Source organism: Clostridium sp. DJ247 (genome assembly GCF_014231265.1).
Map to the genome: position 1 here is coordinate 1 of NZ_JABAIW010000040.1, position 25,588 is coordinate 25,588.

Consider the following 25,588-nt stretch of genomic DNA (forward strand, 5'->3'; position numbering starts at 1 on the left):
TCCTTTTCTTATTTGTGTGGTTAAATAAATTTGAAATAAAGTTAAATATTCAAGAGATATTAGAGTACAAATCTACAACTATAGGGGAACTATTAAATTATATTTTAGGTTTCCTGTTAATAGGTTTCTTAGATAAAGAAGCTATAGGTACTATATCTAAGATACTAGAAATTTTCTTAGTTATATATTTTTACTCTGTATTATTTGATTTAAAAAATATATGTAAATTTAAGAAGATAGGAACAAGCACATCCTTATTTATTATATTGAATGCAATATCAACTAATGCAATTATTGATACTTTTTTGAGTGTTATTGACTCTAAATTTATAAAGTTGACACCAGTAATTAGTATTAATACTACTAACAATGCTAACATTATATTGGCTTTAGTTTTAGCAATTTTTATAACTCCTGTTTTTGAAGAAATTTTATTTCGAGGATTAATACTTAATGAACTAAGAAATCATTTTAATCTTAGTATAAGTATTTTAACACAAGCAGTAATTTTTGGATTATTTCATTTAAATCGGGTACAGGCTATATATACGTTCATAGCAGGAATAGTATTAGCATTAATATATATTTGGACTGACTCCATATATAGTACTATAATATGTCATTTTATATATAATCTTACGGGGATTCTAATATTCCCAGCTATACGCATATATTTTAATCCAAATCCTATTTTATGGGTTAGCTTATGGTGTGCAATATTTATAGGTTCGTTAGTAACTTTATATATGTTGTATAAGAAAAATATAACTGATATACAACTATAGATTTATATTTAAGTCGTAATCTCTTGAAATACGACTTTAGAAGTGTTCGGCTTTCTGTGTCTACAATATTATACTAACACCAATTATGCTGGACAGACAGTAACGCACCTGCATATTGACTTAATTCTAAGGTATGAGGGAGATGTAGAAAGTCCTAGAGGAGAAGTTGGAAACTTAAAGAAAAGTAATGCAATTCATTATTATGAGTGCATTACTTTTCCTACTACCGAAGATTTATACCTTTTTAACAAATTCAGATTTTAATTTCATAGCTCCAAAACCATCAATTTTACAATCAATATTATGATCTCCATCAACTAGGCGTATGTTTTTTACTTTTGTACCTATTTTTATAACCGATGAACTTCCCTTTACTTTAAGGTCTTTAATTACTGTTACAGAATCACCATCGCTTAAAATATTTCCATTTGCATCTTTGATAACATTCTTGTCTTCGTCGCTATTTTCGGCTTCTGATTTCAAAGTCCACTCATGACCACATTCTGGACAAACAAAAAGACCTCTATCTTCATAAGTATATTCTGAATTACATTTTGGACAATTTGGCAAATCAAACATAATTTCATTTCCTCCATTAGATATTTTTAATGCTAGCATATAAGAATTATATTAACTTCCTTATTCACGACTTCGTAACAAAGCAATTACGAACTTGAAATTTACAAAAAACATGTATAGAGTTCCTTACATTCCTATATATACTATCATAGTCTTCTCATATTTACAAACCTTCTTCCATAATTCACGAAATTTCCAACATGACTAAAATGATCTATTTTAATCCCTTCATATTGGTCATATGAAGGAAAGTCCCTGCCGTTTATACGCTTGAAGAACCGCATTTTATTTACAAACATGTTAGATTGCTTCATAAAAAATAAACCCTTTGTATATACCTATACGTATAAAACTTGTGTGGATACTGCAGCGAACAAGGAAGCTGCACGAATTAAAGTAGAAAATGCAAAAGCCCATATATTATTGATTGCAGGTGAAAAAGACAACATTTGGAACGCCTACGATGGCTGTGTTAAAATAATAGATACTTTGGCAAAATATAATTACAAATATAACTACAAGCTTTTGGGTTATGAAAATGCAGGGCACCCCTTTCCTTTGCCATATATCTTACCAGTAAGTTTAACAGCCAGTATGAGGTTAGCACCAAGACTTGTTTTTGCTACTGGTGGTACATTAGAAGGAAATGCACATATACAAAAGGATTCATGGGATAAAGCCATTGAATTTTTTAAAAAGGAATAAGCAAGTGACATAGACGTTAATAAATATGGAATTTTATAAAGCTGCTAAATGTGATTTAGTAGCTTTTTAGAGTTTATATATTATATGGTATAATAAAAAATAACATTTAAGGAATAAATTTTACAGTGGTAAAGGTATGATTCTATTATATGTTTTTTCAATTATCAATTTTTTATAAGTAGAAGTGTAAATAAATTTATGTATAAAATGCTGCATGGACAAACACCCCACGTTATAAATGGTTGAATGGATTTATTTAAAGACAGAAGTGAACTTGAAAGGATTTACACGATGAGAAGAGAAGAACTAAAAGAAAAAGTTGCACATGGAAATGTCAATTTTCCTTTAGCATGTTATGAATGGAATTCTAATAAACAGTTTTCTGTTAGAGTGCATTGGCATGATGAAACAGAATTGGTGTTTTTTCAAAAAGGAAGATTTATGGTAGATATTAATATGAAAAAATATAAAATTGACGCTCCTGCATTTATGTTTATTACTTCTGGAGATATTCATTCTATTATCGGCGAAGAAGGGTGCAGGGAAAGTGCTATAGTTTTTGATTTGAAGATGCTTAGCTTTGAGTATTTTGATGGAATACAATATCAGATTATCAGACCGTTGATTGAAAAAGAGATACTGTTTCCTCAATTTATTTTTTTACAAGATGATATTTTTACAGAAACAGAAAAAATATATATGGAAATAATAAGAGAGTCAAAATGCGAAGAATTAAGTTCATGTATTCGAGTGAAATCATATATTTATCAGCTAATTGCCATTTTATATGAAAATAAAAAATTTCATTATTCGGAGGTAATTAAGGAAGAGAATACACATAAGATAGCAAATGTTAAGAAGGTTCTTACTTACATCCATGATAACTATAGCAAAAAAATATCTGCCAATGATATGGCGAAACTGTTGGGAATGAACCCACAATACTTCTGTCGGTATTTTAAAAAGTTGACAGGAAAAACACCCACTGAGTATATAAATGAAATTCGCATTGAAAAGGCTTCCGAGTTTTTATCACAGACAGAAAGGAAAATTATCGATATTGCTATGTCTTGTGGATATGAGAACATGGGCTATTTTATTAAACGTTTTGATAAGCAAAAGCATATGACTCCGTCAGAATATAGAAGTAAAACAAAAAGGTCAAAATAGAGTAATGTTTTGTCAAAATTGAAGAAGAAATCTTCCTTCTGTGTATATATAATGTAAATAGGTATTGGAAAGGGGGCTTTTTTATGAAAAAGCAGTGGTGGCATAATAAAATAGCATATCAGATTTACCCAAAAAGTTTTAGGGACACAAATGGAGATGGTATTGGGGATATTAGAGGAATCATTGAGAAATTGGATTATTTGAAGGAATTGGGGATTGATATTATTTGGATTTGTCCTATATACAAATCTCCTTTTATAGATCAGGGATACGATATATCAGATTATTATAGTATTGCACCAGAGTTTGGAACTATGGATGAATTTGATGAACTTCTGGAAGAAGCAAAAAAAAGAAATATGTATATTGTGATGGATTTAGTTATTAATCATTGCTCTGACCAACATGAATGGTTTCAGAAGGCACTAGCTGAACCTGATGGTGAGTATGCAGATTATTTCTATTTTGTAAAAGGTAGAAATGGAAATCCACCAAGTAACTACCGTTCCTACTTTGGAGGAAGTGTATGGGAACCAGTAAAGGGTACAGACAAATATTATTTGCACATGTTTGCCAAGGAGCAGCCGGATTTGAACTGGAATAATCCTAAAGTGAAAGAAGAGCTATTTAAGATGATTAACTGGTGGCTTAAAAAAGGTGTAGCAGGTTTTCGTATTGATGCTATTATTAATATCAAAAAAGATTTAGAATTTCCAAGTTATCCGTCAGATAGTGATGATGGACTTGTAAGAGTAACAAAAATGGTGGAAGAAGTAAATGGTGTAGGGGAAATGCTTCAGGAAATGAAGCATCAGACTTTTGACAAGTTTGAAGCATTTACAGTAGCAGAAGTCTTTGATATGAAGGAAGATGAGTTAACTGGATTTATTGGTGAAGGTGGTCATTTTTCTACAATGTTTGATTTTTCTGCAAATATTCTGACAAATGGTAAGAATGGCTGGTATGATGCTAAACCATTAGACTTTGACGCATGGAGAAATGTTACGTTTGAGTCACAGCTGCGATGTCAAGGAATAGGATTCTTGGCTAATATTATTGAAAATCATGATGAACCAAGAGGTGCTTGTACTTATCTTCCAGAATATGCACAGAACGAAGCTGGGATAAAAATGCTTGCAACAACAAGTATTCTGTTGAGAGGAATCCCTTTTATTTATCAGGGACAGGAAATTGGTATGAAAAACTGCAGAATGGAAAGTATTGATGAGTATGATGATATTAGTACAAAGGATCAGTACAAAAAAGCTATAGAGGCAGGTCTTACAAATGAGGAAGCATTGGAAGTATGTTATGCACATAGTAGGGATAATGCAAGAACTCCAATGCAGTGGAGTTGGAAAGACAATGCAGGATTTACGGAAGGAAAGCCATGGCTTAAGGTCAATCCAAATTATTCTTATATCAATGTGGAAGCTCAAATAGAGGATGAAGGCTCTGTATTGAGATATTACCAGAAACTTATTGCTTTAAGAAAATCAGAACAATATGGAGAAATTTTCACTTATGGAGATTTTATTCCTGCATATTTAGATCATGAAAAAATATATGCGTATTATAGGCAGTTAAGTAACCGAAAAATATTGGTAGCAACCAATTTTGGAGAGAAAGAAATGACGCTGGAAATGGAGCATGACAAAAATCAGGTGTTATTAGCTAATATGGATGTTCATTCACCTATAGGAAGAAAACTTGTGTTGAAACCATGCCAGGTAGCAGTTGTATACGTTGGGGAATAAGTTCATACAATACTATGCAAGATTAAGAAAATTATAAATGGCAGTAGTATATGTTGGGGAATAAGGAAAAGAAGAATATTTTCAGAAAAGGGGAAACTAAGAATGAACCAAAAAGAAAGAATGCTGGCAGGATTGCCATACAAAGCTTGGTTAGATGGACTTAGTGAAGAAAGAGTAGAAAATAAGCTGAAAATATATGATTATAATTTACTCCGTCCAGATGAAGGGGAGAAAATGGTTGCAATGATTAAAGATATATTTGGAAAAACAGGTGATAACATTTTTGTAGAGCAACCATTTCACTGTGATTATGGTAAAAACATTGAAGTTGGAAATAACTTTTTCGCAAATTATAATTGTACAATATTAGATGTGGGTAAGGTAATAATTGGCGAAAATGTTCAGTTTGCTCCTAATGTATCAATTTATACAGCAGGGCATCCAATTCATCCTCAATCAAGAAATTCAGGTTATGAGTATGGTCTTGGAGTAACAATTGGCGATAATGTATGGATAGGTGGAAGTGTTATAATAAATCCCGATATTAAGATAGGAAACAATGTTGTAATAGGTTCTGGAAGCGTTGTAACAAAAGATATACCGGATAATGTTGTTGCAGTGGGAAATCCATGCAGGGTGATACGAAAAATAACAGATGATGATAGAAAATACTATTTTAAGGATAGAGAATTTGATGTTGAAGATTATTAGTAGCAATTAAGTATTCTACCCAACAGCTGGGTTTATGAAGAATATTTTGCTAATTTGTGAGCTATCTTTTCCAAGCATCATTTTTAATAGCAAAATTTTATGTAAGAAATATGTAAACTATTAAAAGCTAAATGTAGTTTAATAAAAGAAAGGTAATGCCATTCACTATTATGAGGGTATTACCTTTCTCATGTTATGTTCCTTACCATATTAATACGTGTAATTTTATTAATATCACACATAAAAGTAATTTGAGAATAATGGTTGCATATAATTTAAATATGTAGATGACTATACAAATTTTTCATTAAAATAATGATTCAGCAATCGCTGTATATAAAAAACTAGGATTTGTGATTGCACGGGAACAAAAAGCGGATATAGACTCCGGACTTTACATTGATGATTATATTATGGAAAAAACAGTTTAACTGATTTAAAGTGTTTACACATTTAATATAAAAGATAACAATGAAGAAAATTATTCAGTATTTATATATAGTGATGATAAACAGGTAAGAACAACAAGCCTTAATGCGCAGGATAACTGGGACTTTGTTTGGGCAGGGGCCTCAGAAGGGGATAAATTATGTAAAGGTCATTACAAAATAGCAATATCAAAACTAGGAGAAGATACATTAAATAGCAAGACCTTTAGAAGAAAAAAAGGCCATAAGTGATTTTCTTATGGCCTTAAAAATTAATAGTAAGTTGAAATAGACATATAAGAGAATTAGGTCTATCTTTTATTTTTATTCTTATTTTTTACATACTTCATAGCTTGTTTCATTTCTCCCATATTACCGAACATTCTTTTGATTTTTTCCTTTTCCAACTGGCGAGAGTTCAGCCCTTCATAGCTAATTTCTTTTTGAAGTTTCTTATAATTTTCAAAGCGATCTTTTGACAGCTCGCCAGCTTCAATGGCACTTCGTACTGCACAGCCCGGCTCTATGGAGTGGGAGCAATCTCTGTATTTGCATTTTGCTGATAGATCCTCAATATCTTCAAAGGATTTTGACAAATTACCGGAATCAAGCTGCAATTCACGCATGCCAGGTGTATCTATGACGATTCCGCCGCCAGGCAGAAGCAGAAGCTGGCGATGTGTTGTAGTATGACGTCCCTTATCGTCCTGACGGATTTTCTTTGTGGCAAGAATATCTCGCCCCATCAGGCGATTAATCAACGTGGATTTACCAACACCAGACGAGCCGATAAATGCAATTGTTTTACCTTCGGTAATATAGGAAAGAACATCTTTATATCCGGTTTCCTCCATACTGGAACAGATAACTACGTCAGTGCCCACGCTTACTGTGGAAATCTCGGCAAGGCGAAGGTCTAAATCATTACATAAATCAGATTTTGTGAGGATGATTACTGGAGTGGCCATGCTATCCCATGCAATTGATAAATATCGTTCTAGTCGGCGCAAATTGAAATCAGAATTTAGAGACATACAGATAAAAACTATATCTATATTTGCCGCTACAATCTGTATAGTATTGGATGTTCCAGCGGCCTTTCTTTCAAACATGCTTTTACGACGTAACACGTGATGAATAACTGCGTTTCCTGCACTGTCATCTGTTCTGTCTACCATGACCCAATCGCCCACCACAGGAAAATCAGTTCTATCACTGGCAGTGTAGGCCAGCTTACCCGAAACCACAGCGTGCATTTCTCCACTTTCACCAATCACTTTATATAAATCGCGATGTTGTTCGGAAACTCTTGCTAAAAACATTCCGTCATATAAAGTAGCTTCCTGCTCAAAGCGAGGAATTAATCCATAGTTTTTTAAGTTTGTATAATTCATAGTGTCCTCCAAAATTTTATTTTCTCATATCTCTTGGAGGGCTAAAAGTTTAAAATATTACTTCTCCCTCCTCTTTAAATACAATGGTGGCATTTATACTGTACAGCATTATTCATTTCTCCTTTCCTGTTAGATAATACTTAGTAAACTGTAGTACCATCAATTACAGATTTAATTATTCTTGCAATAACTCGTGATTTCTTTGCTTTTAGAAATGTAATCTGAGTTTTTAGCTAATATATTATATGTTATACCATAAAATTACAAAAACATAAAGTCTTTTCATTAAGTTTTTTGCATTAGAATAGACATGCCTGCAGGGTAAAGAGTTATCAGTACATACCTAAAGAATATTTAAAGGGCGCATCTTTGTGTGAAAAGGGTATAATAAATTAGCAGAAGCAGACACTAAAAAGGGTTGTGTTGAAATAGAAAGTATATAACTAAAAATATCATAGAATACCTATAACTTTTGTTTTATTTAAAGGAAAAAACTAGGATACAAAAAGATAGAAGAAGGAGAGGAGATACCATGCCAGAAATAAAAGAAATGATAAAAACAGGATGGAACTTAGACAATAGTTATGCTCGTCTGCCGGAATCATTTTTTACCAGCCTCAATCCAACCCCTGTACCCTCGCCGAAGTTGATTATTCTCAATGATCCGTTGGCAACATCTTTAGGGTTGAACGTTCAGGTGCTGCAAAGCAATGATGGCGTAGCGGTGCTTGCTGGCAATCAGACTCCAGAAGGTGCTTTCCCTCTTGCTCAAGCTTATGCAGGGCATCAATTCGGGCATTTTACCATGTTAGGTGACGGTCGGGCTCTGTTGCTCGGTGAACAGATTACGCCCCAAGGTGAACGATTTGATATTCAACTCAAGGGTTCAGGTAGAACGCAATACTCCCGTGGAGGCGATGGCCGAGCGGCACTTGGACCGATGCTGCGTGAATACATCATCAGCGAAGCAATGCATGGACTTGGTATTCCGACTACCCGCAGCTTAGCGGTAGTTACAACTGGTGAGTCAATAATTCGCGAAACTGAACAGCCTGGTGCAATTCTTACCCGTGTGGCTGCCAGTCATCTGCGTGTGGGAACCTTTCAATATGCTTCAAAATGGGGCACTGTTGAGGAGCTTCGAGCTATGGCTGATTATACATTGGAAAGACATTTTCCAGAGGTTTACTCTGGTGAGAACCGCTATCTTTTCCTGCTGAAGGAAGTAATCAAGCGTCAGGCCGTGTTGATTGCTAAATGGCAGCTGGTTGGCTTTATTCACGGAGTCATGAACACCGACAATATGACCATTAGTGGAGAAACCATTGATTATGGTCCTTGCGCCTTCATGGATACCTATGACCCGGCAACGGTATTCAGTTCCATTGACATTCATGGTCGCTATGCCTATGGCAATCAGCCCTATATTGCGGTGTGGAATCTGTCCAGATTTGCTGAAACCCTATTGCCGTTGCTGCATGACAATGAGGATCAGGCTGTCAAATTGGCCCAGGATGCGGTTTCAGATTTTGGTGAGTTGTATCACAGTAACTGGATGGCGGGAATGAGAGCAAAACTGGGAATCTTTAACGAAGAGTCGCAGGATGAATCCCTTGTTGAAGGTCTCCTCAGCATGATGCAGAAGCAGGGTGCGGACTATACCAATACTTTCCGTGCGTTAACTTTTGATAAATGGTCGGATATGGGGATGTTTGATACTACGGAATTTGCTCAGTGGCGTGAGTTGTGGCAGGCTAGATTAGACAGACAGCAGGAAACAAAAGACTCCTCACATCAGTTGATGCAAAGCAGCAATCCAGCACTAATCCCTCGAAATCATCGGGTAGAAGAGGCATTAGAAGCTGCGGTAAAACATGGAGACTACAGCGTGATGGAGAGATTTCTTAATGTTCTTTCACGCCCCTATGCACACTCTCCTGAACAGGCTGAATACTCAACACTGCCTGCGAAATCAGAGTGTCCTTACCGAACCTTTTGCGGTACTTGATATAGAAGCATTAGGAAAATATTAGACCGGATAACTGATGTCAAGTGAAAATTAAAAATAACTGTTAGTATGAAAAAGGGCATAATTAATAGCCCTTTTTCTATTCCCTGTATTATTTTTTCATACCTGTGTAAATAAGAATTGCGTCTCTTAAAAAGGCTGCAGTACCCGATTGTTTTTCATCATAATAGGCTGTAAATCTTTCATCATCAACATACATTTGAGCTAAACCAGCATGGGCTTCCTTATTATATTGCCCCCAACAACATGTTATCCATTGCTTGTGCAGTTCAGCTGCCTTTTGAGCTAAAGCACTAGCTGGATCACCAGTTTTAAAAGCTTCAGCTAGTGTTAGTTTTACCTGATTTTCAAGATTTATCATAGAATTATATTCTTCTGGTGTCATATTCATTAGTTTTGAATTTGATTTTTCAACGGAGTCCGTGCCATATTTTTCTCGAATCTCTTTACCATACTTCTTCTCGTTATCATTTATGATTTTTTGTTTAAAACCTTCAAATTTTTCTTCATCACTCATTTTAGCTCTCCCTTCTGTTAAGGCTATAGTTTTATCTACATTAGCTATTAACAAATCTAATTGTTTTCTTTTTTCAAGGAGTTTTTCACGATGTTCTTTAAGCGCAGTTACTCTATCAAAGGAAGGTGAAGCTAATATATCCTTTATAAGATCTAAACTTACACCTAATTCTCTGTAAAACAGTATTTGCTGCAGTCTATCAACTTCTACTTGACCGTAAATCCGATACCCTGAGGAATTAATTCTTGCCGGCTTAAGAATTCCTATTTCATCATAGTACCTAAGTGTTCTGGTGCTAATACCCGCTAGACTACTTAACTTTTGCACTGTATATTCCATCCCTTCACCTCCTTACAAGATTACTTTACACCTTTACGCAACGTTAAAGTCAATATTTTTTATAACTTTATAAATGATATCATCTTTTTAGCACACAAAAGGAAATATATTATTATAATTTTCATTTACAGTTAACAGCATTTAAAGAATAAGAAGGGAAGGAAAGTAAGAGTTATTGGAGAATCTAAATGAAGAAGATTATTTATATACAGGAAGGTATTTAATTATGATAATACGAAAAATGATAATTGAAGATATTCCAGAATTAGCAATGCTATATATGCAATTTTGGAATGAAAATTCATGCATTGAAAAAATGCAAAAACAATTTAGAAAAATGCAACATAGTGATACTCATATTTTGCTTAGTGCAGTAGAAGAAAGTCGGTTAATAGGCTCAGTCATGGGCATTGTGTGTGAAGAACTCTATGGGGACTGTAGACCTTTTTTAGTAATTGAAAATATGATAGTAGATAAAAATTGCAGGAAAAAGGGAATTGGTAAAGCACTATTTTTAGAAGTTGAGAGAATTGCAAATGAAAGAAATTGTACACAAATTATTTTAGTTACTGAAACTGACAGATTAGATGCTTGTAGTTTTTATGAGTCGGTAGGTTTCAAGCCAACGGCAAACAAGGGTTATAAGAAAAAGTTGTAGGTTTATTTGCCAAATGAGCATAATGTGTGATTGAGTTAATTCGCTTTCTTCTTATCAGGTGTATGTATCTAAGTTTTACGATAGTTACGTTCAGATAAATTTACATGGAGTAAGTCGGGATAAGTCTGGAGGTAAATTATACTGGAAAAAATCATGTAAGAAGGCAAGATAGACAAATAAATGATAAAAAAGAAAAAAAGCATGGTATGGAAGTAGTTTAAAATTATTTAGAAAATAGACCTTCTGTTGTTAAAGAAAGGTAATGCCATTCACTATTATGAGGGCATTACCTTTCCCACTACCAAAGCCTAATAAACTTCAGTAGATCTGTAAAGAATATAACAATCTACCTTGCACTACTATAGATAGCTTATTACCATGCTATAATCTTTCGACTATAACAAAGCAGGTCACAACCTATAATAATGGGCCCTTCGACTATATAAAATATCTACCCAGCTTTATGCAACCTCTCGGCTGAATAAAACCGAAAATCAATACTTTATATAATCTTTGTTCGACCTTATAGAATCAGTTGGAACCTTATTATAATCAATATAATATCGACTATAATAAAGCTTTTCCTCACCCTATAAAATCTTCCCTCTGACAATATATGAGCCAAGTATATGACCCATATATTGTCTTTGGCCGGCCTATATACACCCCTTTTTAGGAGCATATATAAGTCTTGACTCAACTGTTATGTTCCTTACGATATTAATATGTGCAGTTTTATTAATATCATACATAAAAGTAATTGGAAATTTTTTATATTAAATATTTTTATTTGTGCTCATACTTTGCATCAAAGGGATTATCAAAAACCTTACTAGTTATAATAGGATTATCTGTTATAGCTTCAAATTGACCATTATAGTTATAAACCTCTCCAACTCCATAAAAATGGATTCTAGGATCACTTTTGATTAGGTCATACACATAATCTGATATTTCATCGTCACTAATTTCTTTTAGGTTTGAGGTTACTTTCTTTCTTATGTCATTTACTATGGAATCTTCAATTACTGCATAATTGTTTAATAGGGCATTTTCTATAAAATCATCTACATATCTATTTAGTTCTTTTTTTGCATCATTAGTTAACATATTTTTTCCTCCAGGTTATAGAATAGCTAAAGATATTTTCCCTTATTCTTTAGGTTTTATTCTACAGAAGCACTAGTATTACAGTAGTTGTATTCAGCAAATTCAATGTATATTTAAGTAGTGTTTACAGATTTATAATTGTTCTATACTTTTTGTTGTATATGATTTCAATATATAGATAATTATACAAATTTTCCGCTTTATATGGTAAAATGTAGAGAAAAGCTGGTTTAACAATGAAAATTTAGAAGTTAATAATTCTAGTAGGCAATATAACATATTGCTAGATAGTATGAAGGAGTCCAAGAAGCTTCTTTATGTGGGAATGACTAGGGATAGGGATGTTTTAAAGGTTACTTATAGTGTTAAAAATAGTATCGTCGAAGATTTGATAAAGGCTAAGATAAAGATATCGGCAGATTAGGTAGTTTACCTAACTTAGAGATATTAAGGATATCTGGAAGTAAAATCAGAAGTATTCCTTCAAGTATGTTCAATTTACATAAGCTGAAAGAGTTGATTATAGATAACACCTCTATATCAGTTATACCTAAAGAGATAGGTAAGCTCAAAAATTTATCAGTATTGGAATTGAGTAACAATAAAATAGTGGATTTACCTGAAGAAATCTGTAATTTAAATAATCTATGGGTGCTATTTGTGCCATTTAATGAAATACGAAGACTTCCTAATAATATAGGAGCACTAGCTAACTTGTGGTACTTTGGCATTCACAATAATAAAATTAATCATCTACCAGAGAGTATTACCAATTTAACGGACTTAAAGTATATATCATTATTTATTAACGAGTTTGATGATATAGGGTTTGAAATTACTAAATTAAAGAGTATAGAATCTATAAAAATTGATGCAGTAATATAAATGTTCGGGGAGTAATTATATGAGAATAGATAAAAAATCCTTAAAAGATATTCAAAGACTTGTGGGAAATATAACAGAAAAAAATCTAAATTATGTAGATTATTACATAGCCAAGCATTTAGGAATGTTCATACCAAGTGTTGGATTTTGCGAATATGCTATTACACCACAACACACCCATCCAGCTTATTCTTTTGTATTGTTCTTTTCTGAGGAGCAAAGTATAGTACCGTTAACAATAGATGTATTACCTAATCATTATTTAGTCACAGCAATATCACCAGATATTAATCATGAAGAAAAGGAAACAGATACGTTTACCCGTTATATTGCTATTTTTATATCTAGTGAATTCTATGAAGATCATTACAATATATATAGTAATAAAAGTCCTGACAGCTACTTTTGGAAGCAGTTTTTAGTTACCCAAGATATTATGATTTATATAAAGAAATTCATGAGTGAATATGAGAATAAACAGCCAGGTTATGAGAGTATACTTGAGAGTCTTTCAACCATTATTACTCATCAATTGATAAGGGGTGTTCTTGAAATAGGTGCTTCATCAGATTTGTTTATGGAAAAATTTGAGGTAGAGAAAGCAATAGAGTATATGCATCAGAACTTTGGTGAAAAATTGACAGTGGGGAGTTTGGCAAAGCTTGTAAATATGTCCGAATCTCATTTTATTCGTACATTTAAGCAGGAAACTCAGTTAACTCCAATTGAGTTTTTAATTAAGCTGCGAATTGATAAAGCCAAGAAGTTGCTGAGAGGCAGAACAAAAACCATTACAGAAATAGCTCTACAATGTGGATTTAATAGCACATCTCATTTTTCTTCTTGTTTTGTAAAACAACTTGGAAGTACTCCAACAGATTATCAAAATTTATATTCAAAATAAGGGGCAGAATTATGAAATATCTTGAGAATATTTTGAAAGATATTTACTTCTGTTTTTTGTATATTTTAAGTATATAAAAGATAAGATTAGGGGGAATGGTGATGATAAGAGAAGAAATTTTCGAATTAATGAGAAAAAATCCTGTCTTCTTTTTGGCCACAGTAGAGGAGGATCAGCCAAGAGTTAGAGGAATGTTACTCTATAAAGCTGATGACAATGGAATTGTATTCCATACAGGGATAATGAAGGATGTGTATGGTCAAGTAGTAAAAAATCCAAAGGTTGAGCTATGTTTTAATGGGAATGGTACTCAAGTACGTGTAAGTGGTGAATTAGAGATAGTAGATGATAATAATCTTAAAGATGAGATTTCGGAACATCCAACCCGTAAATTTTTAAAACCATGGAAAGAAAGTGGAGAGTTAAAAGATTTCTATGAAACTTTTGTGGTATTTAGGTTGAAAAATGGTATAGCTACCACATGGACTATAGAAAAGAACTTTGAACCTAAGGAATTAATTCAACTTTAGAGATTACAAAATCTAGGGAAAACTTTTATAGTTTTTTTCATTTAAATGCATATAAATGATAAGTGTTACGAGGAATGTTAACAAAAAGTACAGTATAAAATTTACTGTACTCTTTTTGTTGTATATGATTTCGATATGTAGATGATTATACAAATTTTACATTTTATATGGTAAAATGTAAAGAAAAGTTGGTTTGATAATCATAATTTAGCAGTAGTAAAACTGACTATATAAGGAGTGGTAGAATGAACAAGCAAGACTTAATAAAAATGGCATCGTACTTTGTTGAGAATTCAGAAGATAACTACATAACAAGAGAAAGCGCCATTTCTGAAAATGTTGTAGGAATGAAGATTTTTGAGGAGCCAATTTTTGCATTTGGTTCAGCAGATGATGAGTATTTTACATTATTGAAAGAACCATTAGCAATAGGCAAACACTTCTTGCTTCCGAAAGAATGGTTGCCGCAATCCAAAACTGTTATCTCCTTTTTTTTACCCTTTAGCCAATCAGTTAGGAATGGAAATAAAAAGGACATGTCATGGCCTTCAGAAGAATGGCTACATGGACGTATTGAAGGCCAAGCTTTTCTAAATAAGCTCTGTATATATTTAAAGTCACAATTAGTAAATGAAGGATATAATAGTATTGTTCCGTCTTTAGATGAACGGTTCTGGTCCAAAGCTAAATTTAATAAAGATTCTGCTCATCCTGAAGCATCATTTACAAGTACCTGGTCTGAAAGACATGTAGCTTTTGTGTGTGGACTTGGAACCTTTGGGCTTTCTAAAGGGCTAATAACTCCAAAAGGAATAGCTGGAAGATTTGGTAGCATTGTTACAGAATTAGATTTATGTCCTGACAAAAGAAAATACGAAAATATCTATGAATATTGCTCAATGTGTGGTGCATGTGCAAGAAATTGTCCAGCCAATGCCATATCTATAGAAGATGGGAAAAATCACATTATGTGTTCTGAATTTTTGGACAAAACAGCTGAAAAACACAAGCCTAGATACGGTTGTGGAAAGTGTCAGATAAATGTACCTTGTGAATATAGAATTCCAAAGCAATACAATAACTGATGTAGCTGATCCAGTTAAAGCAGCAAAAGGCTATGTAACAAGAGTAGGAAGAAAATTGGAGAAGTTGTATCAAACAAAGATATTTATTTATAGAAAGGAAGATATTTTATGAAGGTGATTGGAATAAATGGAAGTGCCCGTAAAAATGGGAATACAGCAATATTAATCCAAACAGTGTTTAAAGAATTGGAAAAGCAAGATATAGAGATAGAATTGATACAACTATTTGATAAAGAAATTAAAAGCTGTACGGGTTGCTTTGCTTGTAAAGGAAATAGAGAATGCATTATGAAAGATGATGCTTTCAATGAATGTTTTCATAAAATGGTTGAGGCAGATGGAGTTATCCTCGGCTCGCCAGTTTACTCAGCTGATATATCATCTAAGATGAAAGCTTTTGTTGAACGTTCAGGAGTTGTTGTTGCAACCAATCCTGAACTGCTTAAATATAAAGTAGGTGCCTCTGTTGTGGCAGTTCGCCGCGGTGGTGGAATGACTGCTGTAGATACTTTAAATCATTTTTTATTAAACAAAGAAGTTTTACTGGTAGGTTCTACTTATTGGAATATGGTTTATGGAAAAGAAGTTGGTGATGTCTTAAGGGATGAGGAAGGTATGCGAAACATGAAAAATTTAGGACAAAATATGGCATGGCTAATAAAGAAAATTAATAGTTAATATTTCTTAAATAGTACACTAAATCTTAAATTAAGTTAATGAACAATGGTAAATTATGACGAAACAAATAATATTAGAAAAAGGGAGAAAATAGATGAGGATTATTTCTGTAAGGCAAGAACCAAATTATAAAGAAATTGCTGCAAAATATATTCACAGTAAATGGGGAAACGAAACTAATTATCAATTATATGAAGATAGTATTTTTGGATGTGTAAACACCAAGGAGCCTGTTCCATATTGGTATCTGTTAGAAATTGATAACCAAATTGTCGGCTGCACAGGATTAATAGACCATGATTTTATAAACAGAATAGACTTATCGCCATGGTTATGTTCACTTTATATCGAAAAAGAGCATAGAGGAAAAGCATTGGGAAGTTTATTGATTGAGCAGGTAAAGAAAGATGCTGGATTAGAGGGTTTTGAGAGTATTTATCTTTGTACTGAGTTAAATGAGTTTTATGAAAAGTATGGTTTTAAATACATAGGAGAAGGTTTCTATCCAGATGGACAGCCATCTAAAATATATGAAGTCAAACTTGTTAAATAGTCACAGTATTTAATTAAGATAATACGTAATATTCTTAAACTGTGTAGAAAGAGTAATTTTATACGTCAGAAGATTTAAATAATAGGGGACATGTGGTGTGTATAACTATTAGAGAATTTGAAGAATAAGAGTAGTCTAATTTTATATTCAGGACATACAAATTAAATTTTAGTACAATTAAGAAGCCTACGTCATCTTTAACAGAAGCCATAGGCATTTCTAATTTATCAGTTATTTATTACTCAAACCATTTAATTTTTTTCTCCAACTTTGGATCTACACGTAATATTGGTTTTGGTTTCAAATCAGAATATCCTAATGGTGTTATTGCTACAATTTCTTTATCATCAGAAATGTTTAAAATATGTCGTATAGTATTCTCATCCTTAAGAGGTCCAGTCATCCAACATGTACCAAGTCCTAAATTTGCAGCAGCAAGAATCAGATTTTCCATTGCAGCACTGGCACTTTCAAGATTAGCTTTTTGCCAATCAGAATCATCATCTTTTTTAACTAAAACAACAATAATTATAGGGGCACCGCCATAAACTGCTGCAAATTTCACAAAATCCTCACTGGAAATAATAGGGTTATCATCCAATAAATTTGACTGTCGTGTAAATTCTTCTACAACCCCCTTATAACTATTCCCAAGTTTCTGTATCCATTTGCCTGATACAACAACAAATTCCCATGGTTGGCGGTTCATTGCTGATGGTGCCCAATTAGCAGCATCTAATATCTTTAAGACATCTTCTTTATTTACTGGTTTAGATGAATATTTACGAACAGAACGTCTACTTTTTACTAAATCAAAGAATTCCATTTTAATCACTCCTAGTATTTTTATTGATTTTAACTGTACCATACCATACAATACTTATAAAGTATGCACTTTATTGTTAGATACTAAATAAAAAGTAAGTAAAGGAGTAAAATATGGATAATTCTAAAAAAGATACATTAAATAGTTGCCCATTCAACGGTTGTCCAATTGGTTATACATTATCAGTAATGGGTGGAAAATGGAAATGGGCTATATTGTCACTTATAGCTCAAGATGAAGTAATTAGATATGGAAAACTGAAGATGAACTTACCTAAAATCGCACATAAAACATTAAGCCAACAGCTGAAAGAGTTGGAGCAGAATGATATCATTAATAGAAAACAATATAATCAGATGCCGCCTAAAGTTGAATATTCACTGACTAAAAAAGGTAAAACATTGATTCCTATACTCGAGCTTATGTCTCAATGGGGAGTACAAAACAAAGTATATAAATAGATTAATTTATACTTTTTCTTAGCTTTTTTATTTTAATCAGCTAAGAACGGAACACTTGCATTATAATAGCTCTGGCAATAAGTGCCTTTAGTATAGGAACTACAGAATTTGTTATAGTTGGGCTGCTGCTTGTTGCTCGAATTTTAACGGCATTCTCTCATGGAGTATTCTTTTCAATAGGATTAAGTAAAGCTTATAACTAATGGAAGACTGTTACTAGCATTTTCTATTACTGCTCTTGGCTATGGAGGAACCTTTGTTACCTTTACTTTCCTAGATTAGCCGTTCTTTAGATAATAAGGATAAATAAATTAGAACAATTTGAAAAAGACTATTTTGATAGTTTGTGAGCTAATGGAATTCCTACAATTTACTTTACACTAAGTTAAGATATTAAAACTGAGCTTCAAATTGATTCGGTGAAATATATCCTAATGAAGAATGCAGGTGGATTAGATGTCTTAAAAAAGTGGCTTGACCATGAAAAAACACTCTTGATAGCAGATTTGATTTATCTACAATCCATGGACAATACTAGGGAGCCTACATAGATTTATATAAATCTATGTAGGCTCGCATTATTATAATTATAATCAGTTATAATGGTAAAGATACAGCACTGATAAATCCTTAAAGTTCTGCAGTTATTATATTCTCAATCTATTACTGGTTAAATTGCCTAAATATGATACTAATAAAAGTATTATGTTTGGAGAATTTGAGAAATGTCATATTACAAGATGATTTCTATAATTTATCGCTTTACTACATCAAAATTGTCTTCTATCAACAGCCAGTTTTGTGGGAAAGAAAGCCCTAATTTCCAATAGCTTACACCTCGTAAACCTAGCTCCTTTACAAGGTTAAATTTCGCTTGAATTGATCGAGCATCTTCAAACCATACTCTATGCTGTTTTCCAACCGTATCTGTATAATTGAAATAAGGGGCTTGTGCTGTATAGTCATAGCTGATTGGTACATTATTTTCTGCTGCAATTTCAATGGCACGCTGAGGGCTAACTGCTCTTGCATATTGTCCTCCAGGTACATAAGGCAGTGTCCAATCATATCCATATAAGTTCTGTCCCATCATAATTTTAGAAGCAGGCATTTCAGTTAAAGCGTATTCAATTACTTGCCTAACGGGACCTATTGGTGATACAGGCATTGGCGGGCCACCGCTGAATCCCCACTCATAAGTCATTAAGACAACAAAATCTGCAATCTCTCCATGTGCTTTATAATCGTGGGCTTCATACCAGGCACCTACTTGAGTGGCACTTGTTTTTGGTGCCAGGGCTGTGGACATCAGTAAATCTTCCGCCGATAATCTTGCTTTTGCCTTCCTTAAAAAGTTGTTATAGTTTTCTTTTAATTCAGGCGGCAAAAACTCCATATCAAAATGTATATCTCTAAAGTTATATTGTCTTGCTGTAGCAATGATGTTATTAAGCAAACGATTTTGTACTTCTGCATTTGTCAAAATGATTCTTCCGAGCTCTGCACTGAATTGTCCTGCCTCAAGATTAGTAACTACCATCATCAAGGTTGCATTATTCGCTCTGGCGATGGCTGGAAAATTATCTAATGGAGGAGCTTGTAATGTTCCATCTCTCTGAATCCGGAAGCTAAATGGTGCCAGGTATGTCAAAAATGGTGCTGCACTTCGAGCTGACTGCTCTAGTACAGGGGTAACAGTTCCACCTATAGGTTCAACATATGCATTTATTTCTGCCATTCTTCTAGGTCGTGGAGGAATATACAATCTTAATCCAATTTGCAGTGGCTGGGTAACTGAAATTCTATTGATCTGAGCAAGTGTTTGATAGCTTATTCCAAATCTCCGAGCAATGCTGTACAAACTATCTCCCGGTTGAACCCAGTAATAGCTTCCCAAGATGGGAATTACCAATGTCTGTCCCACCACTAATTGATTAGGATTTGGAACTTCATTAGCTCCCACAATTGATGAAACTGTGGAATTATATGCTTGAGCTATTCCAAATATTGACTGTCCTGGTTGAACAACGTGAATCTGCATGATATCTCCTTCTACTAATAAGATTTATCTATATAAGTATATGAGTTAGAAAGAGAAGAATGCTAATATATTATTTTCATTTATTTCTAATTTAAAAGACCGTAAATATATAGCACATCCCAAATATAAGAGACACAAAACTAATATTAAATAAGAGCATATTATACAGTAATTAGGATATAAATTTTTTAAAGAATTATGTCGTAAAAAGTGTTATAATTGTAGTTTGAATAAGAATTTAATATTTAATTATTGTAGATACAAAAGAAGGTGAAAATATGAAGGATAATAAGTATTTGCCAATTAATAGGCAAGATATGATAGATAGAGGCTGGGAACAGTTAGACTTTATTATAGTTACGGGAGATGCATATGTAGATCACCATAGTTTTGGAACTGCAATTATCTCCAGAGTGCTTGAAAATGCAGGATATAAAGTAGGAATAATAGCTCAGCCTAATTGGAAGGATGCAGAAGATTTTAAAAAACTAGGGGTACCTAGGTTAGGCTTTTTAGTAAATGCAGATAATATGGATTATATGGTAAACCATTATACGGTGAGTAAAAAATTGAGAGAAAAAGATTTTTATTCACCAGGAGCACAAATGGGATTAAGACCTGATAGAGCGACGATTGTTTATTGTAATAGAATAAGAGAAGCATTCAAAGATATTACTATTATAATTGGAGGAGTAGAAGCAAGTTTAAGAAGATTTGCCCACTATGATTATTGGAGTGATAAGGTAAGAAAATCTATATTAATTGATAGTGGAGCAGATTTATTAGTTTATGGCATGAGTGAAAGACAAATAGTGGAGATTGCAGATAACTTGAACAATGGCTTAGATATACAATATATTAGACATGTACCAGGCACATGTTATGTTTTAGATAACATAGAAGAGGTATATGACTATATCGAAATACCATCCTATAAAGATGTGTGTAGAGATAAAAATAAATATCAGAGGCTTTCAAAATACAGTATGAAGAGCAAGATTCTGTTAGAGGAAATACTATAGTACAGAAACATACAAATAAGTATGTTGTACAAAATAGACCAGAGATGCCACTTACTAGAGAAGAACTAGATAAGGTTTATTCTTTACCTTATCAAAAAAACTACCATCCTATTTATGAAAAGCTAGGTGGAATACCAGCTATAGAAGAGGTTAAATTTAGTATAGTAAGTTCAAGAGGGTGTTTTGGAAGCTGCTCTTTTTGTGCTATAACCTTCCATCAAGGAAGAATTGTACAAAGTAGAAGTGAAGAGTCAATATTAGAAGAAGCAAAAGAAATTACAAAGTTTGAAGATTTTAAAGGATATATCCATGATGTTGGAGGGCCTACAGCCAATTTTAGATATCCTGCATGTAAGAAACAACTTAAAGTTGGTGCTTGTAAAAATAAACAGTGCTTACATCCAAGTCCCTGTGAAAATTTAGATGTAGATCATATGGAATATTTAAGATTACTTGAAAAGCTAAGAGAATTACCTGATGTTAAAAAGGTTTTTGTACGTTCAGGATTAAGATATGAAATAATTTTTATCAGCATTCCAATTCTCACTATAGTTCCATGAATAATCATCTGTAGTAATAATATTAACTTTTTCTTGTTTTAATGCAAAAGAAATTGAACCGCAGCCAGCCATAACCTCTAAACATTTTCTGTCACCTATCCATTTTGCTAAAGGCTTAATCCACTGTTTACTTATTAATGGAAATCCTATTCTTTCTACAATTCCCTGTCTTAAATGGCTATTTATATCAATCATATATTCAGGATAACTGTTTGGTATAATATGGTTATCTATACCTGATAAAATTTCTTTTATTTTATTTTGTTTTTGTATATCCGTTATTTTTCTTTTATAACTTTCAGAGTAATTTAATCTAAAAAACTCATAGTAAAACTTGTCATCGAATTTTATCATATCATCGCTTCCTTTTTAATACTATTTATGTACAAATTACCTTATAGTTTTGTATTTTACAATATTGATGTATTTTTGTCAAACGGGTGGTTTTTATTGATATTATGATAAAATTTCATATTATTGCTTATCCATTATGCCTCAAAATAAGAACATTTTATGTTTGATGTTTTTTAGAAATAAGAAAAACTAAAGGTTTTACATTGTTTTTCCCACATACATACTGAAAAAACCAACATTATACATCATTTCAAAATTATTTGTCAAAAGAAAGAGAATACACATAATTATTTACAAAACCACGAAAGCTACTGCTTCAAAAAGCCATAGCTATAAAAGCGTGGCCAAGAAGCCACGCTATTTTATATTCATAATACATCTTATTTTATCCGATGACTATCCGCTCTAATACTCCCATCTTCTTCAAAGTGGGAGTAAAGAGCGGCTACGTCCCTGGATTCGTTCAACTAAAAATTAGCTTTCACTTTATCAAGTGCCTGACAGTACAGCTGTTTATATAATTCTCGAACCTAAAATACTATCTGTGTCGTACTCAATATTAAGATTCTTTCCATTCAGTGGAACAACCTTGAAATCCCAAGGCAAGATTTCTTCGGTGTGGAGTACCTTACATATATCATCCTGAATTGATTTAACCGTTTTTCTGCTAGAGAACCTTTTATATTTAACTGCAATTATATACAGAGGAAAATCCTTGGTTAAGTTCAATTTCTTCATAACAATGTAGACTTTCTTTACCTCCTTATATCTTAGGAGTTCATTTTTTATTTTCTCTAATGTTTTAGCAGATAAATCATGGAGCAAAAACTCATCGCTGATATATAAAGAAGCTCTTTCATCTGCAGCTTCTTCGTTAGTATTCATAAAATTCACTGCATAGTAATAATAATTTATTGCCTCGGTTCTATTGTTATTATAAAGATAATAATTAACCACATGGAAACAACAATTAGGAATTAGCTGTGCATCTTCTTCCATGATGGCTTTGAAAATCTCAACACCTTCCTCTTCGCCCTTTTGAAGAAGAATACGAGCTATATGAAATCTTGCTGCAACACTTTTCTTGTCCACCTTTTCTGCTTCTCTGAATACTTCAAGAGCAGAATCACTGCCATCAAGTTCTTCTATTATAAATCCTTTATCAAGCCACTGCTTACTGTCTAAGCCTTTTTCTTTTTCTATAGCTTCCATATCTTTCAGAGAGGTCTTTATACCTGTTATATATTTATAGTATTCCTCCCAGCGGTCCTTAGAAAGCTCTGCCCACTTAATGCTCATATTATGTAGTATATTATCTGCTTCACCTTTGAATAGCGTTCTTATTGTACTTTCATAATTGTCTTTGAAAATTGATATCAAATCTCCATTGAATCTTCCCTCTAGTGATGGTATAGCTGCACTTAATGACTTTGCTCTTTCAACAATAGAAGGGTGAGTACTTCCAGGCAAGGAATAATAATTTCTTATTCCTTCTAAAAAGCTTTTATATACCTCTTCAGGAATTTCAAGATTGCCTTTCATTGCTTTTTCCATCATGAAGAACATATCCTCTAAAACTTTTTCTTGCTTTTTATTTAGTTCTGTTATGTTTCTCCAGAAGTATCTGCTGAAAATGCCATCATAAAATTCCATCTTAATTAATGAATTTATAAGGGTCTGCTTACTTACAACTTTTGCAGCAATTATATCAGCTTCAAGTTCATGGTTTTTGCTTAATTGAAAGTATAGATTATTAAGCTGAATCACATATCTTTTTACCATCTTACCTATCATAGAGTTAGGCTTTCCCTTTTTCTTTAGCTTATCCAAGTATTTCTTTAAGCCTATGATTTTCCATGAAATTCGATGACAGCTTCTGCTGTGAAGTTTACTTAAGTGTCCGCACTCATGGGCTATAACACCTTTAAGCTCTCTTTCGTTCAATAGAAGTAATAGTGGTACACCTATTACTAAATATCTTTTTTTCCACTTTGCAAGATAAAATCTAGATCCCTCTTTAATGTATGCATTGTTGCTATAATCCAATGCTATTACATGTATTTTAGGACATTTGCACATGGACCTTATCTCATCAATGGTTTTATAAAGCTGAGGGAATTCCTTTCTATTTATAACGAGTCCATCAAGCTTATCATTTTTCTGAAAGAATATTGAAAACAGTATTCTTGATAAGCAATAAAACAGTATTGCCAGCGGTAATACGAATATTATCATCACTATTATAGATACCGCCATCTCGTGTCTTGATTTGAAGCTTTCATGTACGAATAGGAAGATAAGCAGTATCAAAATAAAATACAGCAATACCATTACAACTACGGATAGTGTATCTAATATACCTAAAGCTCTTTCCTTAAATTTTATGCTTTTTTCCATACTTATAAACATTCCTTTCGCTTCGCTCAAGGCACAAAACGGAGTGAAACCGTTTCTTTGAGCTTATTTTTGTTAATACACTATAATGTTGAGATTACAGGAAACTACAAAAAAACGTCCTTCGGATGGTTTGTTTGTTATGCACTTTTTTAGTTAATGCCTCCTCTAGGTGTAGTTCCAGACTTACCTGCCTGTTTGCTTATTAGGTAACTGTAACTTGGTGATTACTTGGAAATAGTGGAATATATTATTTTTTAGTATATAATATAAATAATAAAGTTGCAAACAATTTGAGGCTTATTAAAAGCTTCTGATATTTCCTTAATAGGCAGGCATTATTAGAATAGGTACTTGAAATATCCTTGGACCAGGCATATTAACTATAAAAACCTATCCATGCTGTGGTTATAAAACTTTAGGCGATGATTCAATATAAATATAAATTATTGTATTTATGAGAACGGAAGATTTTTTATTTTATAAATTAAAATGGTGCGTACTTGTTATTTTAAAGCTTAATTTTTATAATAAAAGTATAAATCATGAAAAAAACAATTAGGAGGCATATATATGGACGCAATATTAAATAGAAAGAGTATAAGAAAGTATAAGGACATAAAGGTAAGTGATGAGATTATTGAGGAATTATTAAGAGCAGCTATGGCAGCACCTTCTGCTGGAAATGAACAGCCTTGGGAATTTATAGTTTTAAGAGATAAAGAGATTATGAAGAAGATAACTGAAGTACATCCATATTCAAAAATGTTATTGAATACAGATGTAGCAATTGTAGTTTGCGGAGATGAATCAAAAGAAGTATTTAAAGGCTATTGGGTACAGGATTGTTCAGCTGCTACAGAAAATATATTAATAGCTGCTGAGGAAAAGGGTTTAGGTGCTGTATGGTTAGGGGTTTACCCAATGGAAGATAGGGTAGATGCAGTAAAAGAACTTTTAAATTTACCAGCTAGTGTAATTCCTTTATCAATAATACCTGTTGGATACCCAGATGAGCAAAAAGAAGCAGCAGATAGATTTAATAAAACAAGAATACATTATGATAGATGGTAATCCAGCCAATAGTCCGGATGTGAAGTACAGAAGCTGTTT

General features: G+C 32.8%; 25 protein-coding genes and 1 pseudogene. 18 read left to right on the forward strand and 8 right to left on the reverse strand.

Annotated features, from left to right (window positions below):
- The coding region (locus HGI79_RS15330; protein ID WP_185651577.1) for a CPBP family intramembrane glutamic endopeptidase at positions 1-785 on the forward strand (785 nt) is incomplete at its 5' end.
- A gap of 234 nt (positions 786-1,019) precedes the next feature.
- Here the strand turns inward: HGI79_RS15330 and HGI79_RS15335 are convergent.
- On the reverse strand, positions 1,020-1,364 hold the full coding sequence (locus HGI79_RS15335) for a zinc ribbon domain-containing protein YjdM (RefSeq protein WP_185651578.1): 345 nt from the start codon (positions 1,362-1,364) through the stop codon (positions 1,020-1,022).
- Positions 1,365-1,661: 297 nt separating this feature from the next.
- Here HGI79_RS15335 and HGI79_RS15340 point away from each other — a divergent pair, with 297 nt between their 5' ends.
- The 4 genes from HGI79_RS15340 (at position 1,662) to HGI79_RS15355 (ending at position 5,707) form a co-directional block, all read left to right on the forward strand.
- Complete coding sequence (locus tag HGI79_RS15340; RefSeq protein WP_185651579.1) at positions 1,662-2,069, forward strand: acyl-CoA thioester hydrolase/BAAT C-terminal domain-containing protein; 408 nt, start codon at positions 1,662-1,664, stop codon at positions 2,067-2,069.
- Between the two features lie 246 nt (positions 2,070-2,315).
- The gene (locus tag HGI79_RS15345) at positions 2,316-3,239 is read left to right on the forward strand and encodes an AraC family transcriptional regulator (protein WP_241428228.1); all 924 of its coding nucleotides are present in this window, start codon (positions 2,316-2,318) and stop codon (positions 3,237-3,239) included.
- Between the two features lie 83 nt (positions 3,240-3,322).
- The gene (locus HGI79_RS15350) at positions 3,323-4,996 is read left to right on the forward strand and encodes an alpha-glucosidase (protein ID WP_185651580.1); all 1,674 of its coding nucleotides are present in this window, start codon (positions 3,323-3,325) and stop codon (positions 4,994-4,996) included.
- Positions 4,997-5,098: 102 nt separating this feature from the next.
- Positions 5,099-5,707 carry a sugar O-acetyltransferase gene (locus HGI79_RS15355; RefSeq protein WP_185651581.1) on the forward strand — a complete coding sequence of 203 codons (609 nt, stop codon included), beginning with the start codon at positions 5,099-5,101 and terminating at the stop codon, positions 5,705-5,707.
- Positions 5,708-6,446: 739 nt separating this feature from the next.
- Here HGI79_RS15355 and rsgA read toward each other — a convergent pair.
- Positions 6,447-7,529: a ribosome small subunit-dependent GTPase A gene (gene rsgA / locus HGI79_RS15360; RefSeq protein WP_185651582.1), complete on the reverse strand. Its 1,083-nt coding sequence runs from the start codon at positions 7,527-7,529 to the stop codon at positions 6,447-6,449.
- A 532-nt stretch (positions 7,530-8,061) separates the two neighbouring features.
- Here rsgA and HGI79_RS15365 point away from each other — a divergent pair.
- Positions 8,062-9,537, forward strand: coding sequence for a YdiU family protein (locus tag HGI79_RS15365; RefSeq protein ID WP_185651583.1), 1,476 nt, complete (start codon positions 8,062-8,064; stop codon positions 9,535-9,537).
- Between the two features lie 112 nt (positions 9,538-9,649).
- Here HGI79_RS15365 and HGI79_RS15370 read toward each other — a convergent pair whose 3' ends face one another.
- Complete coding sequence (locus tag HGI79_RS15370) at positions 9,650-10,414, reverse strand: MerR family transcriptional regulator (protein ID WP_185651584.1); 765 nt, start codon at positions 10,412-10,414, stop codon at positions 9,650-9,652.
- Between the two features lie 226 nt (positions 10,415-10,640).
- Between HGI79_RS15370 and HGI79_RS15375 the strand changes: the two genes are divergently transcribed.
- A complete protein-coding gene (locus HGI79_RS15375; RefSeq protein ID WP_185651585.1) occupies positions 10,641-11,072 on the forward strand; it encodes a GNAT family N-acetyltransferase in 432 nt (143 codons plus the stop codon).
- Positions 11,073-11,858: 786 nt separating this feature from the next.
- On the opposite strand, the gene HGI79_RS15380 is transcribed toward HGI79_RS15375, so the two are convergent.
- On the reverse strand, positions 11,859-12,182 hold the full coding sequence (locus HGI79_RS15380) for a hypothetical protein (protein WP_185651586.1): 324 nt from the start codon (positions 12,180-12,182) through the stop codon (positions 11,859-11,861).
- A 292-nt stretch (positions 12,183-12,474) separates the two neighbouring features.
- On the opposite strand from HGI79_RS15380, the gene HGI79_RS23320 reads away from it, so the two are divergent.
- From HGI79_RS23320 to HGI79_RS15415, 8 genes are all read left to right on the forward strand, one after another.
- Positions 12,475-12,606: a hypothetical protein gene (locus HGI79_RS23320; RefSeq protein ID WP_278046720.1), complete on the forward strand. Its 132-nt coding sequence runs from the start codon at positions 12,475-12,477 to the stop codon at positions 12,604-12,606.
- A 65-nt stretch (positions 12,607-12,671) separates the two neighbouring features.
- A complete protein-coding gene (locus tag HGI79_RS15385) occupies positions 12,672-13,067 on the forward strand; it encodes a leucine-rich repeat domain-containing protein (RefSeq protein ID WP_185651587.1) in 396 nt (131 codons plus the stop codon).
- A gap of 19 nt (positions 13,068-13,086) precedes the next feature.
- Positions 13,087-13,971 carry a helix-turn-helix domain-containing protein gene (locus HGI79_RS15390; RefSeq protein ID WP_185651588.1) on the forward strand — a complete coding sequence of 295 codons (885 nt, stop codon included), beginning with the start codon at positions 13,087-13,089 and terminating at the stop codon, positions 13,969-13,971.
- A 101-nt stretch (positions 13,972-14,072) separates the two neighbouring features.
- On the forward strand, positions 14,073-14,501 hold the full coding sequence (locus HGI79_RS15395) for a pyridoxamine 5'-phosphate oxidase family protein (protein ID WP_185651589.1): 429 nt from the start codon (positions 14,073-14,075) through the stop codon (positions 14,499-14,501).
- A gap of 245 nt (positions 14,502-14,746) precedes the next feature.
- Entirely contained in the window at positions 14,747-15,586 is an 840-nt protein-coding gene (locus HGI79_RS15400) for a 4Fe-4S binding protein (protein ID WP_185651590.1), read from the forward strand.
- The gene (locus HGI79_RS15405) at positions 15,552-15,698 is read left to right on the forward strand and encodes a hypothetical protein (RefSeq protein ID WP_185651591.1); all 147 of its coding nucleotides are present in this window, start codon (positions 15,552-15,554) and stop codon (positions 15,696-15,698) included. Before HGI79_RS15400 ends, HGI79_RS15405 begins: the two co-directional genes overlap by 35 nt.
- Positions 15,695-16,264, forward strand: coding sequence for a flavodoxin family protein (locus tag HGI79_RS15410; protein WP_185651592.1), 570 nt, complete (start codon positions 15,695-15,697; stop codon positions 16,262-16,264). The genes HGI79_RS15405 and HGI79_RS15410 overlap by 4 nt, the downstream gene beginning before the upstream one ends.
- Before the next feature lie 94 nt (positions 16,265-16,358).
- Positions 16,359-16,817, forward strand: a complete 459-nt coding sequence (locus tag HGI79_RS15415) for a GNAT family N-acetyltransferase (RefSeq protein ID WP_185651593.1) — start codon at positions 16,359-16,361, stop codon at positions 16,815-16,817.
- A 238-nt stretch (positions 16,818-17,055) separates the two neighbouring features.
- Here HGI79_RS15415 and HGI79_RS15420 read toward each other — a convergent pair whose 3' ends face one another.
- Complete coding sequence (locus tag HGI79_RS15420) at positions 17,056-17,643, reverse strand: nitroreductase family protein (protein WP_185651594.1); 588 nt, start codon at positions 17,641-17,643, stop codon at positions 17,056-17,058.
- A 113-nt stretch (positions 17,644-17,756) separates the two neighbouring features.
- On the opposite strand from HGI79_RS15420, the gene HGI79_RS15425 reads away from it, so the two are divergent.
- Positions 17,757-18,104 (forward strand): helix-turn-helix domain-containing protein, encoded by a 348-nt coding sequence (locus HGI79_RS15425; protein WP_185651595.1) that lies wholly within the window; start codon positions 17,757-17,759, stop codon positions 18,102-18,104.
- Between the two features lie 754 nt (positions 18,105-18,858).
- Here HGI79_RS15425 and HGI79_RS15430 read toward each other — a convergent pair.
- Positions 18,859-20,145 (reverse strand): glycoside hydrolase family 18 protein, encoded by a 1,287-nt coding sequence (locus tag HGI79_RS15430; RefSeq protein WP_185651596.1) that lies wholly within the window; start codon positions 20,143-20,145, stop codon positions 18,859-18,861.
- 278 nt (positions 20,146-20,423) lie between these two features.
- On the opposite strand from HGI79_RS15430, the pseudogene HGI79_RS15435 reads away from it, so the two are divergent.
- Positions 20,424-21,691, forward strand: a pseudogene (locus HGI79_RS15435) (YgiQ family radical SAM protein); the annotation flags it as partial.
- Here the strand turns inward: HGI79_RS15435 and HGI79_RS15440 are convergent.
- The gene (locus tag HGI79_RS15440) at positions 21,674-22,081 is read right to left on the reverse strand and encodes a hypothetical protein (RefSeq protein ID WP_185651597.1); all 408 of its coding nucleotides are present in this window, start codon (positions 22,079-22,081) and stop codon (positions 21,674-21,676) included. The pseudogene HGI79_RS15435 and the gene HGI79_RS15440 overlap by 18 nt on opposite strands.
- A 513-nt stretch (positions 22,082-22,594) precedes the next feature.
- Entirely contained in the window at positions 22,595-24,508 is a 1,914-nt protein-coding gene (locus tag HGI79_RS15445) for a M48 family metalloprotease (RefSeq protein WP_185651598.1), read from the reverse strand.
- 540 nt (positions 24,509-25,048) lie between these two features.
- Between HGI79_RS15445 and HGI79_RS15450 the strand changes: the two genes are divergently transcribed.
- Positions 25,049-25,549 (forward strand): nitroreductase family protein, encoded by a 501-nt coding sequence (locus tag HGI79_RS15450; protein ID WP_185651599.1) that lies wholly within the window; start codon positions 25,049-25,051, stop codon positions 25,547-25,549.
- Positions 25,550-25,588 lie beyond the last annotated feature (39 nt).